The sequence below is a fragment of the Gilliamella apicola genome (assembly GCF_003202655.1).
Lineage (GTDB): Bacteria > Pseudomonadota > Gammaproteobacteria > Enterobacterales > Orbaceae > Gilliamella > Gilliamella apicola_R.
Genome location: NZ_QGLR01000009.1, coordinates 73,850 through 90,230 on the forward strand (window position 1 = coordinate 73,850; position 16,381 = coordinate 90,230).

The window sequence follows — 16,381 nt, forward strand, 5'->3', positions numbered from 1 at the left end:
AAGTTGGTTAGTAATTATTCATTTTTCCTTTTATACTAAATTTGAATCGTCAATAAACATAGGTACTTGATTATGAATAATAAAGGTTTACCAAAAGGTTTTTTATGGGGAGGAGCAGTTGCCGCTCATCAATTGGAAGGTGGTTGGCAAGCTGGTGGTAAGGGGCCTAGTGTTGCTGATGTGATGACTGTTGGATCGCCTAAAAGTTATCGGAAAATCACCGAAGGTATTATTCCTGGTGAATATTACCCTAATCACGAGGCAATCGATTTTTATCACCACTATAAGGAAGATATTAAATTGTTCGCTGAAATGGGGTTTAAGTGTTTTCGAACATCGATTGCTTGGACGCGAATCTTTCCAAAAGGTGATGAACTTGAACCAAATGAAGAGGGGTTGAAGTTCTATGATGATCTTTTTGATGAATGTTTAAAATATAATATTGAGCCAGTTGTTACCCTTTCACACTTTGAGCTACCTTATTATTTAGTTACCGAATATGGTGGCTTCCGTAATCGCAAACTAATTGATTTCTTTGTTCGCTTTGCTGCGGTCTGTTTTGATCGTTATAAAAGTAAAGTGAAATATTGGATGACCTTTAATGAGATCAATAACCAAGCTAATTTTAATGAAGATTTTGCACCTTTTACTAACTCAGGTATTTATTATAAACCAGGCGATAATCGTGAAGAAATCATGTATCAAGCTGCGCATTATGAATTAGTAGCTAGCGCAAAAGCGGTTCAAATTGGCCATGCGATTAATCCAGATTTTGAAATTGGCTGTATGATTGCTTTAGTGCCAATTTATCCTGAAACTTGCAAACCAAGCGATATTTTAATGGCGCAAAAAGTGATGGAACGTAAGTACTTCTTTACTGATGTGCATGTTCATGGCAAATACCCAAATTACATTCAAAAATATTGGCAACGTAAGAATATCAAACTCGATATTACCCCGCAAGATTTAGAAGTATTAACTAAAGGAACGGTTGATTATATTGGATTCAGCTATTACATGTCGAATGTAGTTAGACACAATAAGGGTAATGATCATTATGATTATAATGAAAAAACCGATTTAGTTGGTAATCAATATGTCAAAAAATCCGATTGGGGTTGGCAAATTGACCCTGAAGGCTTGCGTTACACATTAAATTGGCTTACCGATACCTATCGCTTGCCGCTTTTCATTGTTGAAAATGGTTTTGGTGCTTATGACAAAGTTGAGGCGGATGGTAGTGTTCATGATAGTTATCGAATTGAATATCTACGTGAACATATCAAACAGATGAAGTTAGCGGTTGAAGAAGATGGCGTTGATTTAATGGGATATACCCCTTGGGGCTGTATTGATTTAGTTTCAGCCGGTACCGGTGAAATGGAAAAACGTTACGGTTTTATCTATGTCGATAAAGACAATAAGGGCAACGGAACCTTAAAACGTAGTCGTAAAGATTCATTTGCTTGGTATAAAAAAGTCATTGAGTCAAATGGTGAAACTTTATAACGATTTAAATTCATTAGGAGAAGTTATGAAAAAGGCGTTAATTATTTGTGCTGCAGGCATGTCATCATCGCTTATGGCTAAAAAGGTAACTGAATTTTTTGCAAACAAAAATATAGCGATTGAGCTTGATGCGGTATCTGCAACAGAAGGCAGTAATAAGATTAAAAATAGTGATTTCTCACTGTTTTTGGTTAGTCCACAAACTATGATGATGTTTGATAAATTGAAAGCATTAGGCGATGAAGTGGGTAAACCTGTTGTCAGTATTCCTTTTCAGGCATATATTCCGATTCAATCAGGTATTGAACAATTAGCAAAATTAGTTGAGGACAATATTAATTAAAATATAAAAAAATTTCAGTTCTACCATTCTTAATGTGATGCGGTTGTTAGATAAATAATCGCATCATAAACGAGATTTATGTTTTAACGACTTGACCCTTTGGGATAATTTTCATTAATAGTTAAGGTGTAGTAGATAATGATAAAACAAAAACAACGAGAACTTATTAGTTTATTAGTTCGTTCTAAAAATGGCTATAAAAGTAGTCAAGAACTCGCTGCGGAATTATCGTTATCAGATCGTACGGTTCGTACTTATCTTAAGGATTTAAAAGCATTAATTGAAAGCAATGGTGGCAATATTGTTAGTAAACAAGGTTATGGTTTTCAACTTGAAATTTTAGATCGTACTAGCTTTAATTTATTTTTAATTGAACATCATTTATTAGATAAAAATATTGAGCAATCTCAATGTCGGGAAGCGAGTGAACGAAAACACTATATTCTTAATTTATTATTACTTGAAAGTCAGAAAATTGATGTTGAAACGTTATCTGAACAGCTTTTTATTAGTTCATCGCAATTAAATAAAGATATTGCAGAAATAAAGTCGCAATTACAATCTTATGAGCTTACCCTTAAAAAAAGTCATTCGTTAATTTATGTTGATGGAGAGGAAAAAGCCAAACGTCATTTTATTATGAGTTACTTTTTTCATGAAGAGTCGATTAATTTTTTACACCACTTAAGCTATTTTAACCAAACCTGTGAAGCGATTAGTTTTGATACCTTAACTATCATCATTTTAGATGAATGCCGTGAAGCCAATATCAAATTGTCAGATGTCATGATTCAAAATATTGTGCTGCATCTGTCTTTAAGCATTAAGCGTTTACAATCAGGGCTTTCGATACAAAATCTTGATCTCCCCCTGTCGACTGATTCAACCCTCGAATACCAAGTCGCCAAACGAATCATTGCTCGTATTGAGTCAATAATTGGTTTTCATTTTCCTAAAGAAGAGCAGATGTACCTTACGCTACATTTAATGAGTAAATCGAATTTAATCCAAAATAATTTAGATGAGGAGCTTGGTGGCTCATTAGCTAATTTACTTGCGAAAATACAACAGGAAACGGGCTATCCTTTTTGGCACGATGAACAGTTAAAAAATGGATTAATTCAGCACTTAAAGCCGATGTTGGTGCGTTTGCAACAGAATATAAAGTTAGAAAATCCGCTAATAGATGAAATAAAAAACCAATATGCTGAAGTTTTTCGGTTAGTTAAACACTATTTTAATCAACTACCTAATTTAAATAACTATGATGTTAATGATGATGAATGGGGATATTTGGCCCTGCACTTTTTGGCATCCCTAGAAAAATTAAAAAATGACCAAAAAGCTAAAGTGCTGATTATTTGTGCAACAGGATTGGGTAGTGCTCAACTACTTAAAAATCGTGTGGAACGTGAATTTGATGAGCGAGTGAAAATTGTAGCGACACGTGGTTATTATGAGATAGAGCCAGCGATGTTAAATGAAATCGATTTTATTATTTCCTCAGTTGATCTATCGTCCAAGGTGTTTAAAGTACCCGTGTTTCATGTATCAGTCTTCTTTTGTGAAGAAGATGTGCAAGCAATTCGTCGATATCTCTCTCATCGACAATCTCCCAATTCATTACCTAAAAATGCTTTGCCGCTGGTATCTGATGATAAAAAACAGAATCATGCAAAATATATTGCGCAACTATTTGATGAAATTGCTGCCGATTATTTTTATTTGTGTCAACAAAAGCCAACTAAACAAGCCGTCATAGATCATTTACTCAATTTATTATCTGTCAATGAAGCAAAAAACTTCAAGCAGGAGATGAACAAACAGATGGAAAAAAGGCAGGCTATTGGTGAAATAATCTTTAGCCCAACCATTGTGGTTCCACACCCGGCGATTCCAGTAGGTAAGATCGCTAAAATCGCTATTGCGGTTATTCCTGAAGGTTTAATTTGGGATGAACATTATCAAGATATCAAGTTTGTTTTTATGATTTCACCATCCATTTATCAAAATTCCAACTTAGCGATGATGACTAAAGCGATTGTTAATTTAATTGACGATTTGGCTATTCAACAAGCGATGTTAAAAATTTCAGATTTTAATCAGTTTAAATCACTTTTTATCCAACTAATTGAAAAAGGAGCGTAGCAATGACTGACATAATGAGCTCGGAGGATATTCAAATTACCGCTTTCAATATTATTTTGCATAGTGGTAATGCTAAAACCAAAATTCACCTTGCATTTAAAGCAATGAGGGAAGCTGAATTTGAACTAGCAACGCAATTACTTGAAGAGGCAAATCAAGAGATTTTAGAAGCACATAAATCGCAAACCGAATTACTTCAATCCTATGCGAGCGGCACTAAAATTGAGATGGAGATCATTATGGTTCATGCTCAAGATCATTTGATGAACACAATGACATTAAGAGAAATTGCTATTGAGATGTCGCATCTTTATCAGCAAACCTACAAGTTAGCAAATGAATAAAGAGGTTAGTTATGAATACTCCACTAGAAAGCCAACTTAAGATGCACAAAAAAGTCAGCTTGACTAATCTCTATTTTAATCGTTTTTTAGCGGTACGTTATATCACAGCATTTTTTCTGTTTATTAACCTTTACTGGGCGGTTTTTTTGCTAGGTAGCTTATCAATAGCTTTTGCGCTACCACTGGTGCTCATTGTGCTTGCTACGTTAACCAGTTTTGAGCAAATAAAGCTCTATCGTAATCATAAAAACCATTTGCGTTATGCGAGTTTGTTTTATCGAATAATGTTGATAGCTATCACAGTGTTAATCATTTCGATATTCACTCCGTTATTTCACTTCTTTTTTCCATTTTTAAAAAATTCACCAGAGGCGATAAATATATTATTAGGAATTTTGTCAGTAAGTTTATTTTTTACAATTCTTATACTAATAAAACTGAAGAAAATTGAGCGTAATGAGGATAAACATTTTAAAAGAATTCAAGCTTATCAAGAAATCATTAATTAAATGAGGAAAACAAAATGAATACCGGATTTGTGTTGTTACAAAAGTATTTGATGACTCCGATGGCTAAAATATCGCAGTTTAAGATTGTTCGGGCAGTAATGGCGGCAGGGATGGCATCTGTGCCTTTTTGTATCGTTGGATCGATGTTTTTGGTGTTTAATACTCTACCAATGACCTTTACTGGTTTAGAAACCCTTTTTCAAAATACTATTTTTAAAGTTAGCGATCTTTATATGATAGCCAATACGGCGACAATGGGAATTTTGGCGCTCTATTTTAATATTGTTGTCGGTTATGAATTAACCAAAATAGAGGAAGAAGAGACAGGTTTAAAAGTTAATGCACTTAATGGGGCAATGTTATCTGTTTTCGCTTTTATTATGACATTACCTGAATTGGTTATGCAAAATGGTAAGATGGTCTTACTAAGTGATCAAAGCGAATTAGTTTTTAATGGATTACGCTTAAACCCGTTTGTGTTACGATTAGGAACTTCAGGTATCTTCATCGGTATTGTGATGGCCATTGTGGCAACTCAACTTTACTTCCTTTGTGTACGCCGTAATTGGGTAGTTAAAATGCCTGAAACTGTGCCATTAGGTGTTTCACGCTCATTTACCGCATTAATACCTACCTTTGTTATCGCTTTCACAATTATCATTCTAAATGGCATTTTAGTCTATTTTGGTACTGACATTTTTGATATTATTGGTGTTCCGTTTACCTTTGTAACCAATTTAACTAAAAGTTGGCTTGGTATCATGGTGATTCTCTTTTTAATTCATGCACTTTGGGTGGTGGGTATTCATGGTGCAAGTATCATTGGTGCTTTTATCACCCCGATTATGCTTACCAATATGAATGAAAACGTTGGTGGCGCACATATTCCATTTGCTGGTGAGTTTAATAATTCCTTGGTTATATTAGGTGGTTCAGGTTCAACATTGTTAATGACTTTCTTTATTGCCTTTTGCGCTAAATCGAGTCAATTAAAAATTTTAGGGCGAGCATCAGCTGTTCCGGCAATCTTTAATATTAATGAGCCAATTATTTTTGGTATGCCGATAGTTTATAATCCATATCTTGCCTTGCCATTCCTATTAGCGCCAATGGCATGTGGTACCTTAGGTTATTTTGCTATTAGTACTGGATTTATGAATCCAATTATTGCCCTAATACCTTGGCCATCACCAATGGGATTGGGGGCATTTATAGGAACAGGTGGTGATTATCGCGCTATGTTTGTTGCGATCCTTTCAGCAATTTTAGCATTGTTGATTTACCTACCATTTGTCAAAATTTATGACAATAAACTTTATAAAGAAGAACAAGCAAAATCTGAAAGCAAAAGTCAAACAGAGGAATAAATTGTAGGTTGGTTTCGAATCTATTCTTATTGAGGCAAAAAATAGTAAACATAATAGATTCTTGAGGTAATAAAAAACCCGTTATAAAAACGGGTTTTTTACTGCTATTTATTTGATGATTATTCAGGAATAATATCAACAATAACTTTTGCAAAAGCTTCGCTGTGTACTTGGAATAACACTTCGTGTTCACCAGTAGTACGCAATACACCATTAGGTAAACGAACTTCGCTTTTTGATACTTGAATACCACGAGCTTTAACAGCATCTGCGATATCACGAGTACCAATTGAACCAAATAGACGACCTTCATCACCTGCTTTAGAAGTAATAGTTACTTTACCTAATGCATTGATTTCAGATACACGCTCTTCAGCGGCTTTCAATGTTTCTGCTAGTTTTGCTTCTAATTCAGCACGGCGCGCTTCGAAGAATTCAATATTCTTTTTAGTCGCAGGTACTGCTTTACCTTGTGGAATCAAAAAGTTACGAGCATAACCCGCTTTAACATTAACTTGATCACCTAAGCTGCCTAAATTAGCAACTTTATCGAGTAGAATAATTTGCATTATATGTTCCCTCTGTTGCTAATTACTGATGGTTGTCAGTATATGGTAATAATGCCAAGTAACGAGCGCGTTTAATAGCGCGAGCTAGTTGACGTTGATATTTTGCGCTTGTACCAGTAATACGGCTTGGTACGATTTTACCACTTTCTGTGATATAGCTTTTTAATAAAGAAACATCTTTATAATCAATTTCTTTAACGCCTTCTGCAGTAAAACGGCAGAATTTGCGACGACGGAAATAACGTGCCATTTGGCTATTCTCCTAATAGTTTAATTTGGTCAGCATGTAAAACTAATTGACTGGTTTTATCTCGTTTAGTATGTGTGCTAATAAAGCCACTTACTAATACTTTGCTGCCTTTTTTAATACTGTAACTTAAATCTTGTTGTCCACTGACAATAACGGGCAAGGTGCACCATGCTTGTCTGGGGAATCCTGCTTCGAATTGTTCGGAAACGTGTTCTAAATAAAACTGGCAGTGTGAAATCCCACTGGGACTCATTTTTTTTATCGGGGTTTTGGTAACCAATCCCGATAAAACTAAACGATTATTCTTCTGAATCATCGTCCATGTTTACATCGCTATAATCTTCTTCAGAACTACGACGTTCATCTTTAGCTTTTAGCATAGGTGATGTTTCAGTTACAGCGTGTTTGGTACGCATAATTAAACTGCGAATTACTGCATCATTAAAACGGAAGTTATCTTCAAGTTCATTTACTGCTTCTTGAGTTGCTTCTACATTCATTAACACATAGTGTGCTTTGTGCAGTTTTTCGATAGGATAGGCTAATTGGCGACGACCCCAATCTTCTAAACGATGGATTTTTCCACCATCAGTGGTTAACGTACCAGTATAACGTTCAATCATACCAGGTACTTGTTCACTTTGATCTGGGTGAACCATAAATACAATTTCGTAATGACGCATTATCGCTCCCTACGGATTAATCAGCTTTCTGTCGGGGCAACCGCAACCCATTGAAAGCAAGGAACATGAAAATTGAGCGGTTGAAATCGACGGCGCATTATATATTAAAATTACGACTTTAACAAATGAATAAATTATAAAAATAGCCTATAGTGTTTTATAAGCAAAAAGTAAACTTAATCATCAAAAATCCTATTTTTAACTTTTTTATCAGATTTTCATCAGAAAACCCGATCTAAATGTAAAAATGTAACGATATCTATACATTTTTGTCATTAAAGTATGCTATCCTTAGCAAAATAAAAATTTACGGTTTAAAGCTATTTTAAAGGAGTGTTTGTATGGCTGAAGAGACCATTTTTAGTAAAATTATTCGCCGTGAAATTCCTTCTGATATTGTCTTTCAAGATGATAAAGTTACTGCTTTTCGAGATATCTCTCCGCAAGCACCAATTCATATTTTAATTATTCCCAACAAATTGATTCCTACCATAAATCATATTGAAGAATCTGATGAAGCTTTACTCGGTCACATGGTGGTGGTGGCAGCTAAAATTGCCAAACAAGAAGGCATTGATGAAAGTGGTTACCGTTTAATTATGAACTGTAATAAAGATGCTGGACAAGAGGTCTTTCATATTCATATGCATTTATTAGGCGGTAAGAATTTAGGTCGATTAATAGGTTAATTTATATGAAACAATTTAAACGTACCGTGGTAATTAGCATGTTGGCTTTTGGCTTAGTTGGCTGTCAACTTCTTGGAAATAATCAAAAAGTTGAGGTTAATCCGCCAATAGAACCTCCCGATGATATAGGCGTGGTTGAAACTCCTCCACAAATTGTAAAAACAATTGATTGGAGTTCTATTTTATCACCGCTGGTGAATAAAATATTGCAATCTTCAACTTCTGTTGAAGGCAATAAAGTTTTACTGATTAGTGATATTCAAAATCGTAGCGGTGATTATTTGGCGACTAATCAGGTTGATCAGACGTTACATAGTTTAATGAATAATCAGAATCTTTTTGCTGTCGCAGATAGACAGTCTATTATCCAAGCAAAACAAGCGTTAGGTATTTCTGTAGATGATAAACTTGTTTCACGAAGTAAAATGATTGGTCTGGCTAAAACCATGAATGCTGGATATGTGCTTTTTACTACGCTTTATAAATCACCATCAGAAAATGACGTTGCCGATCTCTCTATGGAACTGCTTTCAACACAAACAGGTGAAATATTACAACGGGTAACATCAAAAGATGTTCAACCCCAAGAGGCAACTGATTCTGACAATAGTCAAGGGTCTGACAAGTAATGGGACCTTTATTGATTGATGTGCAAGGTACGTCGTTAACTAATGATGATGTCTTGCTGTTACAAAATCCGTTGGTGGCTGGTGTTATCTTATTTAGTCGTAATTACCAATCTCCTCAACAATTAACCGAATTAATAAAACAAATTCGCGCAGCAACAGCAGATCGTTTATTAATTTCAGTCGATCATGAAGGGGGACGGGTTCAACGGTTTAAACAAGGCTTTACCCTTATCCCGCCGGCTCAATCTTTTGCGTTGCTCAATGATCTGCAACAGGCTAAATCGTTGGCATTTGATGCGGGTTGGTTGCTGGCTATGGAATTGATGGCCTTTGATATTGATCTCAGTTATGCGCCAGTATTGGATTTAGGTCACGATTGTTTAGCGATTGGCAGTCGTTCCTTTCATGCCGATATTAATATTGCTTATCAAGTTGCTTCATCTATGATTGATGGTATGCATTCAGCAGGCATGAAAACCACCGGTAAACATTTTCCTGGTCATGGCCATGTTATTGCTGATTCTCATAAAGAAACGCCAGTTGATCATCGCTCGAAAGCACTTATTGAAAGTGATATGCAGATCTTTACCAAATTGATTGCTGAGAAAAAACTTGATGCAATTATGCCCGCTCATGTTATCTATCCAGAATTTGATGATCAACCAGCCAGCGGTTCAGCTTTTTGGCTTAAAAACGTATTACGCAAACAATTGCATTTTGATGGTGTTATATTTTCTGATGACTTATCGATGGAAGGTGCTGCAATTCTAGGTAATCATGCTCAGCGAGCAGAAGCAGCCCTTAATGCCGGTTGTGACCTATTATTAGCCTGTAACAATCGTGCAGGCACATTAACTATTTTAGAGGCCTTGTCTATCTTAAATGAAAAACAATTGTTATTAACAGGTAAGGTAAAACAGTTATTGGCAAGCACTAAAATTAGTTATACCGAGTTAATAAACAGTAATGAGTGGCAAATTCGTCATAACAATTTAATGAAATTAAATGAAAAGTGGGAAGATTATCATGCAAGTGGCCATCATTGAAATCGATAATAATTCACAATTGCTAGCTTATAATAATGCAGCAAAAGCGTTATTTCCTACTAATTTACTTCAGTTAAACCAAAAATTTGATTTTCAAAATGTACTTAATTTGGATGCAACATTTAATTTAACCGCCGATGTTGACTCGATTATTGTTATAAATTCGCAATATTTTTTATTGCAAAAAGTTAGTGAATCATTCAAAATTATTTTTATTTTGCAGCCGGTTGAATATTTAAAAAGACGATTATCAAAAATCAATATCGTTGACAGTCATGCTTTTGATATTTTTGCTACCCAAAGTCAACCAATGCAAAAATTGATTGCTCAAGCTAAAGCATTTTCCCTGCAACGAGAGCCATTACTCATCACTGGTGAAACAGGGACAGGTAAAGATTTGCTGGCTACTGCATGTCATCAATATAGCCCCAGAGGTGAGCAAACTTTCTTAGGTCTAAATTGCGCCGCGATGCCTGATGATGTGGTTGAAAGTGAGCTTTATGGTCATGCTGCTGGCGCTTATCCAGGCGCACTAGAAAGTAAAAAAGGCTTTTTTGAACAAGCCAATGGCGGTTCTGTTTTGCTTGATGGCATCGATGAAATGTCATTCCAAATGCAAACCAAATTATTACGATTTATTAATGACGGATATTTTCGCCGAGTAGGTGATGATAACGAAGTTTATGTTGATGTTAGAATCATCTGTGCGACTAAAGTGGATTTAGCTGAGTTAGTGGAACAAGGGAAATTTAGGAAAGATCTTTATTATCGCTTAAATGTATTATCTTTAAATTTGCCTTCATTACAAGAACGCCAGGATGACATTGCTCTATTGACAAATATCTTTATTAATGAATTTGCTAATAAGCAGGGTATTAATGCGCCTACCGTGAGTCAAGATGTTATTGCTTATTTAACTCAATACTCTTGGCCAGGTAATGTAAGACAACTTAAAAATGTACTTTATTCCGCATTAGCTCAGTTGACATCATCACAATTGACGGTAAAAGATATTGTTCTACCAGCGATAACGTCGACTCAAATATCATGGATCAATAATATCGAAAATAAAACCCTTGATGAAATGACCAAACAATTTGAAAAGGAAGTTTTAAAAAGCTTGTATATCGACTATCCAAGCTCTAGAAAACTCGCAAAAAGATTAGGTGTATCACATACCGCAATTGCTAATAAGCTTAGGGATTATGGGGTGGGGCGGTGAATTAAGGGATTCATTAAAAACTCCATGAAGATTTTAGTTACAGGTGGTGCGGGTTTTATTGGCTCGGCAGTAGTTCGATATATTATTAAACATACTTCACATTATGTAATAAATATTGATAAATTGACTTATGCGGCAAATCCCCAAGCGCTCGAAAATATTTCAAATAGTGAGAAATATATTTTTGAAAAAGTCGATATTTGTAGTCAACAAGATTTAGATCGTGTATTTAAGTTACATCACCCAAACGCAGTGATTCACTTAGCTGCAGAAAGTCATGTTGATCGTTCAATAGTTTGTCCATCAGTTTTTATAAAAAGCAATATTTTGAACACTTTTACATTACTTGAAGTTACCAGAAATTATTTGATCTACTTATTCAAAGAGATTTAAAATGGTTATAGTTTTATTTATGTCTTTATAGGCAAGGTACATAGGAAAACACATTGTTTAATGAATCTTCATGTTATGTACCAAGTAGCTTTTATTCGACATCTAGAGTTTCATAAAATCATTTTGGTTCAGCATAGTGTTTTACTTATGTTATAAAATATAATTTTCATAATTATGGATTTTATCGGTATGGAAAAAATGAATACTATTAGCTATTATAAATTACTAATGCTTTAGTAGTTAAAATAATTGGATTTTATGGTAAGGGGTTGCAAATAGGCAATTTGAGAAACTGAAAGAGTTTCATATTTTATTTTAAATAATAGTAATTTTTCGTAACATATAACATCGATCTCAGGACTGAAATTAGCAATCTTGATTTAGTTAAAAAAATAATTTCAATTCTTGATGAATTTTTACCAACACAAAAACGGTATTAAATGTTATTGAGAATAAATTAGATTAGATTTGTTTTCAAAATATTGGATAGTTTTGTTATAGTATTATGCAGTACAATACAAGGATACCTGTGATTAAAAAATAATGTTATTTACAAGATAACTAATTTATAGAATCAGATTCATAGAACTTTAATATTTCAAATGTTATAGTATGTTAAACGTAATTTCATACTAGATATTTTTAATCGAATTGTTTAAAATGATAAAGAAATTTTGGAATGGTGATACAATTGAATACGATAATTTTAAGTGCGGGTAAATTTAACCCTAAAAATATATCTATGGGCATGATTAATGAGCAGGGACTTTTGCCAATAAGAGGAAAGGCTGCTATTAATTGGTGTATAGATGATGTATTAGCTAAAGGGTTTAAAAATGTTAAAGTTGTTCTTAGAAAAAATAATAGTCGGCTAAGCAACTTTTTAAGTTTCAATTATCCTACTATACAACAAATATTTGTTGGTGATCATGAAAACCTGTTCCATTCATTAAGTAGCGTATTAACTCATTGTGACGAAAATCTGCCAACACAGATTATATTGGGTGATACACTAATAAATGAACCTTTTCCTGTTGAAGATGATGTCTTTTTGTCGTCGCCTAATGTTAGAACATCAAGTCAATGGTGCCTGATTTCTAAAGATGATAATATGCATATAAAGAAAATTTATAATAAAGAAAAGGATATATCTTTAGCAAATAAAGAGGCTTTAGTTGGTTATTATAAAATATCTAATACGAAATTATTAAAAAAAATAACGGATGAAGTTAAAGAAAAAAATGAAGATGACTTCCTTAAAGTATTTGCAATATACAACAAACAGATTCCTATAATAGTTAAGACAACAAATAATTGGTTCGATTTTGGTCATGTTAGTGGTACAGTTCAAGCTCGTCTTGAACTGTTTAATGCACGAGAGTTTAATAATATTAAAGTTGATTCTGTCAAAGGAACGATTATAAAGTCATCTAAGAAAAAACAGAAATTACTTGATGAAGCAAATTGGTATAACTCTTTGCCTAAAGAAATTTCTTGTTTCGCTCCGCGAGTTTTCAATGTGATTGAAGATGAAGAAACAGTTTCTTTAGAAATGGAGCTTTATGGTTATGCAAATTTAGCTGAAATTTTTATTTATGGATCTAATAATTTAGAAGATTGGTATCATATTATTGACTCATTGTTAAAAGTCCATCAAGTTTTTGAACAATATACCATTGAATTAGATCCTGAAGAAATCGAAGAAATTTATGTTAAAAAAACTATCCAGCGTTTAAATGAAATTGATGAGTCAATACCATATATTAAGAATATGATGGTAGATGATTATATTGTCATTAACAATATACATTATAAAAATTTTAACGTTGTAAAAAATGACCTATTTAATTATTTAGAAAAATTACAAGATTATTCTAATGGAAGCATTGTTCATGGGGATTACTGTTTTTCTAACATTTTGTTTGATCCAATGCATTATATCTTTAAGTTAATTGATCCTAGAGGCAGATTTAAAACACAAACCATTTATGGTGATCCTCGTTATGATATTGCAAAACTTCGTCATAGTGTTGTAGGATTATACGATTTTATTGTAGCTGGATTATTTCAATTAGATGAAATAGAAATAAATAATTATGACTTCCATATATTAGCGCCAAGTTCAACTTCTAAGTTAGAAATATTCTTCGATGAGCTGGTTATTAATTATGGTTATAATTCTCAAGATATAAGAATGATCGAAGCATTATTATTTTTAACTATGATTCCATTGCATTCTGACGCACCGACAAGACAAAAATGTTTCTATCTAACTGCAATTCGAAAGATTAATGAGGTTTTATATAATGGATAAAAAAAAATTAAGAATTTGTATAGATTTAGATGGAACAATTTGTGAAATCAGAAAAAATGGGCAGTCTTATAGTGATGTAAAAGTAAAACCTGGTGCTAGAGAAAAAATAAATAGTCTAAGGGCAGAAGGACATACAATAATTATCAATACAGCTCGAAATATGGCCACAACAGGTCATAATGTTGGTAAAGTTGTTAGGAATGTAGGTAAAATAACGTTAGATTGGTTAGAAGAAAATAATATTGAATATGATGAGATATTTTTTGGCAAACCCAATGCAGATATAACAATTGATGATAGAGTTCTTCGTTTTAATGATGATTGGGATGATATCTCTGAAAATAAACTTATTGAATTAGCTAAGAGTAAATAAATGATTAATGTTGTCATACCTATGGCTGGTGCGGGTTCTCGCTTTCAAAAGGAAGGTTATACTGTACCTAAACCTTTTATACTAATTAATGATAAAATGATGATCGAGCATGTGCTTGACGGTGTAAACGTTTTTAATGCTCATTATACATTAGTCATTCAAAGAAAATTTTTATTTGAGCAAAAAAAAGAATTAGAATTTTTGATAGAAAAATATAAAGTTGGATTGGTTGTTGTTGATTCATTAACTCAAGGTGCTTGTTGCACGGCTTTAGCAACTCATGAGATAATAAATAATAATAATCCTGTCGTATTTGTTGATTCTGATAACATATTTGATAATAAACAATTTAACTCATTCATTAATGAAGCTTTAGAAGAAAAGCTGGATGGTAGTTTATTAACATTTACAACCTCTGATGATTGTTATTCTTTTGTCAGGATAGATCAGGCTGGATATGTAATTGAGACAAAAGAAAAAGTGGCTATATCAAATCAGGCTATAGCTGGCGCTTATTTTTTCTCAAGAGGTTCAACGTTTGTTAAATATGCTATTGAAAATATAATATATGGAAACAAGACAAATAACGAATTTTATATGTCAAATGTTTTCAATTATGTTGTGAATGCCGGATTAAAAATAGGTACATATAACATTAGTGCTAATGACTGGAATTGTGTGGGAACACCAGCTCAGTTAAAATGTTATGTTAACAATTTATCTAAATAGCAATTTTAAGACTTATTTAAGGATTTTTAATGTATAAGTATATGGTTGTTACCCCAACTTTCGTAGAGCACTTCGGTTTTATTAAAAACTATTTAAAAAGTGCCGATAAATATCTTATTGATAAATCAAATATTACATTTGCTTTCATTATATCCAAAATTGAATCCTATGAATTCAAAAAAATCGTAAAACTTTTTCCAGATCTTAATATATTAACTCTCAACTTTGAGGATATTCTTGAGCATTATAATGTGAATAAGGAACCTGAAGAGTTAATTCATAAATATGGAAAATTTTCATTTCAGACATTAAAAAAGCTATATGCTATGATGTATTTAGATGCTGAAAAATTTTTAATTCTCGATTCTGAAAGTATGTTTATTAATCCAACTAATTTGGCAGAATTATTTGACAATTACTATAAGAACCCCGTATTAATGGGATCTATACTTAAAAATAGGTTAAAAACATGCGACCTTCTAGAAGCGGTATTAAAAACAACAGATATGTTAACCAGTTTCAAATCAGATAAATTTTTCTTAGAAAATTTCATGTGGTTTTATGATAAACAAATTTTAAATGATTTATTTAATGAATTAGGAAGTCCTATTAACTTAATTGAAAAAAATTATAAATTCTGTATCCGTAAACATTTAATGCAGGCTGTTTTTGAAATAACTTTGTATCAAAACTATATATATAAAAATAATGATAAATATAATTACCATATAATAAATGTTGACGAGGAAGTGGAGAAAAATTTAGGTACTGAACAATCAGAAAAATATGTAAATAAATTCGCACATAAGCGTCATGGCGGTGGGGGATTAATAGAGTATACATCTCAATTACTGACAAAAAGAAACGTTGCAGGGATGTCACAGTTATTCAAAAATTTAGAAATTAATATAATGCGTTGTGAATGTACAACTGCGTCTAATTACGCTTTGCAAAAACAATTTATTTCTTATATAAAACCTAATATTTTAGCAGCATCGCAATTTCATCTTTTTGGTATCAATAACACTGTTAAAAATAAATTTAGAGTTATCTTCTTGGAAAGCTCTAACTTTCTTATGCTAAAGAGAAATCTATCATTGTTTTTTAAACCAATATCAATTGTTTTGAGACCGTTTACTAACATATATAAATGGTTTATTAAACCAATTGTGTTAGTAATAGTATATTCATTAGTTTCCTTATACGGCCTATTAAAAAAGTTTAAGTTGATTTTCAGTGATTAAAGTTTAGTGATTATATAATA

The 16,381-nt window shown here is 32.8% G+C and carries 18 protein-coding genes and 1 pseudogene; 15 read left to right on the forward strand and 4 right to left on the reverse strand.

All coding sequences use genetic code 11. The features are described from left to right. The first annotated feature begins 72 nt into the window (after positions 1-72). From DKK70_RS05095 to celB, 6 genes are all read left to right on the forward strand, one after another. Complete coding sequence (locus tag DKK70_RS05095; RefSeq protein WP_110433012.1) at positions 73-1,509, forward strand: 6-phospho-beta-glucosidase; 1,437 nt, start codon at positions 73-75, stop codon at positions 1,507-1,509. 25 nt (positions 1,510-1,534) lie between these two features. Next, positions 1,535-1,852, forward strand: coding sequence for a PTS cellobiose transporter subunit IIB (locus DKK70_RS05100; protein ID WP_110423304.1), 318 nt, complete (start codon positions 1,535-1,537; stop codon positions 1,850-1,852). A gap of 138 nt (positions 1,853-1,990) precedes the next feature. Continuing rightward, complete coding sequence (locus DKK70_RS05105) at positions 1,991-4,000, forward strand: BglG family transcription antiterminator (protein WP_110433013.1); 2,010 nt, start codon at positions 1,991-1,993, stop codon at positions 3,998-4,000. Positions 4,001-4,002: 2 nt separating this feature from the next. Beyond that, positions 4,003-4,344, forward strand: a complete 342-nt coding sequence (locus tag DKK70_RS05110; protein WP_110433014.1) for a PTS cellobiose transporter subunit IIA — start codon at positions 4,003-4,005, stop codon at positions 4,342-4,344. An 11-nt stretch (positions 4,345-4,355) separates the two neighbouring features. Further along, positions 4,356-4,853: a hypothetical protein gene (locus DKK70_RS05115; RefSeq protein WP_110433015.1), complete on the forward strand. Its 498-nt coding sequence runs from the start codon at positions 4,356-4,358 to the stop codon at positions 4,851-4,853. A 14-nt stretch (positions 4,854-4,867) separates the two neighbouring features. Continuing rightward, on the forward strand, positions 4,868-6,220 hold the full coding sequence (gene celB, locus DKK70_RS05120; RefSeq protein WP_110433016.1) for a PTS cellobiose transporter subunit IIC: 1,353 nt from the start codon (positions 4,868-4,870) through the stop codon (positions 6,218-6,220). A gap of 119 nt (positions 6,221-6,339) precedes the next feature. Here celB and rplI read toward each other — a convergent pair whose 3' ends face one another. The 4 genes from rplI to rpsF are packed head-to-tail and all read right to left on the reverse strand — an operon-like array spanning position 6,340 to position 7,722. Then, positions 6,340-6,789 carry a 50S ribosomal protein L9 gene (gene rplI, locus DKK70_RS05125; RefSeq protein WP_034882514.1) on the reverse strand — a complete coding sequence of 150 codons (450 nt, stop codon included), beginning with the start codon at positions 6,787-6,789 and terminating at the stop codon, positions 6,340-6,342. A 22-nt stretch (positions 6,790-6,811) separates the two neighbouring features. After that, on the reverse strand, positions 6,812-7,039 hold the full coding sequence (gene rpsR / locus DKK70_RS05130) for a 30S ribosomal protein S18 (RefSeq protein ID WP_025314965.1): 228 nt from the start codon (positions 7,037-7,039) through the stop codon (positions 6,812-6,814). 4 nt (positions 7,040-7,043) lie between these two features. Next, positions 7,044-7,355, reverse strand: a complete 312-nt coding sequence (priB, locus tag DKK70_RS05135) for a primosomal replication protein N (protein WP_034882518.1) — start codon at positions 7,353-7,355, stop codon at positions 7,044-7,046. After that, positions 7,339-7,722, reverse strand: coding sequence for a 30S ribosomal protein S6 (rpsF, locus tag DKK70_RS05140; RefSeq protein WP_034882519.1), 384 nt, complete (start codon positions 7,720-7,722; stop codon positions 7,339-7,341). The genes priB and rpsF overlap by 17 nt, the downstream gene beginning before the upstream one ends. A gap of 341 nt (positions 7,723-8,063) precedes the next feature. On the opposite strand from rpsF, the gene DKK70_RS05145 reads away from it, so the two are divergent. The 9 genes and pseudogenes from DKK70_RS05145 to DKK70_RS05185 all read left to right on the forward strand — a co-directional run bounded on the left by DKK70_RS05145 (position 8,064) and on the right by DKK70_RS05185 (position 16,361). Beyond that, positions 8,064-8,411: an HIT domain-containing protein gene (locus DKK70_RS05145; RefSeq protein ID WP_110433017.1), complete on the forward strand. Its 348-nt coding sequence runs from the start codon at positions 8,064-8,066 to the stop codon at positions 8,409-8,411. A 5-nt stretch (positions 8,412-8,416) separates the two neighbouring features. After that, positions 8,417-9,040, forward strand: coding sequence for a penicillin-binding protein activator LpoB (locus tag DKK70_RS05150; protein ID WP_110433018.1), 624 nt, complete (start codon positions 8,417-8,419; stop codon positions 9,038-9,040). Continuing rightward, complete coding sequence (gene nagZ / locus DKK70_RS05155) at positions 9,040-10,086, forward strand: beta-N-acetylhexosaminidase (protein ID WP_110433019.1); 1,047 nt, start codon at positions 9,040-9,042, stop codon at positions 10,084-10,086. Before DKK70_RS05150 ends, nagZ begins: the two co-directional genes overlap by 1 nt. After that, positions 10,046-11,308, forward strand: a complete 1,263-nt coding sequence (locus DKK70_RS05160; RefSeq protein WP_110433020.1) for a sigma 54-interacting transcriptional regulator — start codon at positions 10,046-10,048, stop codon at positions 11,306-11,308. Before nagZ ends, DKK70_RS05160 begins: the two co-directional genes overlap by 41 nt. Positions 11,309-11,332: 24 nt before the next feature. Further along, positions 11,333-11,674, forward strand: a pseudogene (locus tag DKK70_RS05165) (GDP-mannose 4,6-dehydratase); the annotation flags it as partial. Between the two features lie 718 nt (positions 11,675-12,392). Beyond that, positions 12,393-14,015 (forward strand): hypothetical protein, encoded by a 1,623-nt coding sequence (locus DKK70_RS05170; RefSeq protein WP_146210845.1) that lies wholly within the window; start codon positions 12,393-12,395, stop codon positions 14,013-14,015. Further along, the gene (locus DKK70_RS05175) at positions 14,008-14,388 is read left to right on the forward strand and encodes an HAD hydrolase family protein (RefSeq protein ID WP_110433023.1); all 381 of its coding nucleotides are present in this window, start codon (positions 14,008-14,010) and stop codon (positions 14,386-14,388) included. Before DKK70_RS05170 ends, DKK70_RS05175 begins: the two co-directional genes overlap by 8 nt. Further along, positions 14,389-15,117, forward strand: coding sequence for a glycosyltransferase family 2 protein (locus DKK70_RS05180; RefSeq protein WP_110433024.1), 729 nt, complete (start codon positions 14,389-14,391; stop codon positions 15,115-15,117). A 29-nt stretch (positions 15,118-15,146) separates the two neighbouring features. Then, on the forward strand, positions 15,147-16,361 hold the full coding sequence (locus DKK70_RS05185) for a hypothetical protein (RefSeq protein WP_110433025.1): 1,215 nt from the start codon (positions 15,147-15,149) through the stop codon (positions 16,359-16,361). The last annotated feature ends 20 nt before the right edge of the window (positions 16,362-16,381 follow it).

What these genes read in the sequence shown, in the direction of transcription:
- DKK70_RS05095 (WP_110433012.1), top strand. Translation starts at nt 73, where the DNA reads ATGAATAATAAAGGTTTACCAAAAGGTTTTTTATGGGGAGGAGCAGTT.
- DKK70_RS05100 (WP_110423304.1), top strand. Translation starts at nt 1,535, where the DNA reads ATGAAAAAGGCGTTAATTATTTGTGCTGCAGGCATGTCATCATCGCTT.
- DKK70_RS05105 (WP_110433013.1), top strand. Translation starts at nt 1,991, where the DNA reads ATGATAAAACAAAAACAACGAGAACTTATTAGTTTATTAGTTCGTTCT.
- DKK70_RS05110 (WP_110433014.1), top strand. Translation starts at nt 4,003, where the DNA reads ATGACTGACATAATGAGCTCGGAGGATATTCAAATTACCGCTTTCAAT.
- DKK70_RS05115 (WP_110433015.1), top strand. Translation starts at nt 4,356, where the DNA reads ATGAATACTCCACTAGAAAGCCAACTTAAGATGCACAAAAAAGTCAGC.
- celB (WP_110433016.1), top strand. Translation starts at nt 4,868, where the DNA reads ATGAATACCGGATTTGTGTTGTTACAAAAGTATTTGATGACTCCGATG.
- rplI (WP_034882514.1), bottom strand. Translation starts at nt 6,789, where the DNA reads ATGCAAATTATTCTACTCGATAAAGTTGCTAATTTAGGCAGCTTAGGT.
- rpsR (WP_025314965.1), bottom strand. Translation starts at nt 7,039, where the DNA reads ATGGCACGTTATTTCCGTCGTCGCAAATTCTGCCGTTTTACTGCAGAA.
- priB (WP_034882518.1), bottom strand. Translation starts at nt 7,355, where the DNA reads ATGATTCAGAAGAATAATCGTTTAGTTTTATCGGGATTGGTTACCAAA.
- rpsF (WP_034882519.1), bottom strand. Translation starts at nt 7,722, where the DNA reads ATGCGTCATTACGAAATTGTATTTATGGTTCACCCAGATCAAAGTGAA.
- DKK70_RS05145 (WP_110433017.1), top strand. Translation starts at nt 8,064, where the DNA reads ATGGCTGAAGAGACCATTTTTAGTAAAATTATTCGCCGTGAAATTCCT.
- DKK70_RS05150 (WP_110433018.1), top strand. Translation starts at nt 8,417, where the DNA reads ATGAAACAATTTAAACGTACCGTGGTAATTAGCATGTTGGCTTTTGGC.
- nagZ (WP_110433019.1), top strand. Translation starts at nt 9,040, where the DNA reads ATGGGACCTTTATTGATTGATGTGCAAGGTACGTCGTTAACTAATGAT.
- DKK70_RS05160 (WP_110433020.1), top strand. Translation starts at nt 10,046, where the DNA reads ATGAAAAGTGGGAAGATTATCATGCAAGTGGCCATCATTGAAATCGAT.
- DKK70_RS05175 (WP_110433023.1), top strand. Translation starts at nt 14,008, where the DNA reads ATGGATAAAAAAAAATTAAGAATTTGTATAGATTTAGATGGAACAATT.
- DKK70_RS05180 (WP_110433024.1), top strand. Translation starts at nt 14,389, where the DNA reads ATGATTAATGTTGTCATACCTATGGCTGGTGCGGGTTCTCGCTTTCAA.
- DKK70_RS05185 (WP_110433025.1), top strand. Translation starts at nt 15,147, where the DNA reads ATGTATAAGTATATGGTTGTTACCCCAACTTTCGTAGAGCACTTCGGT.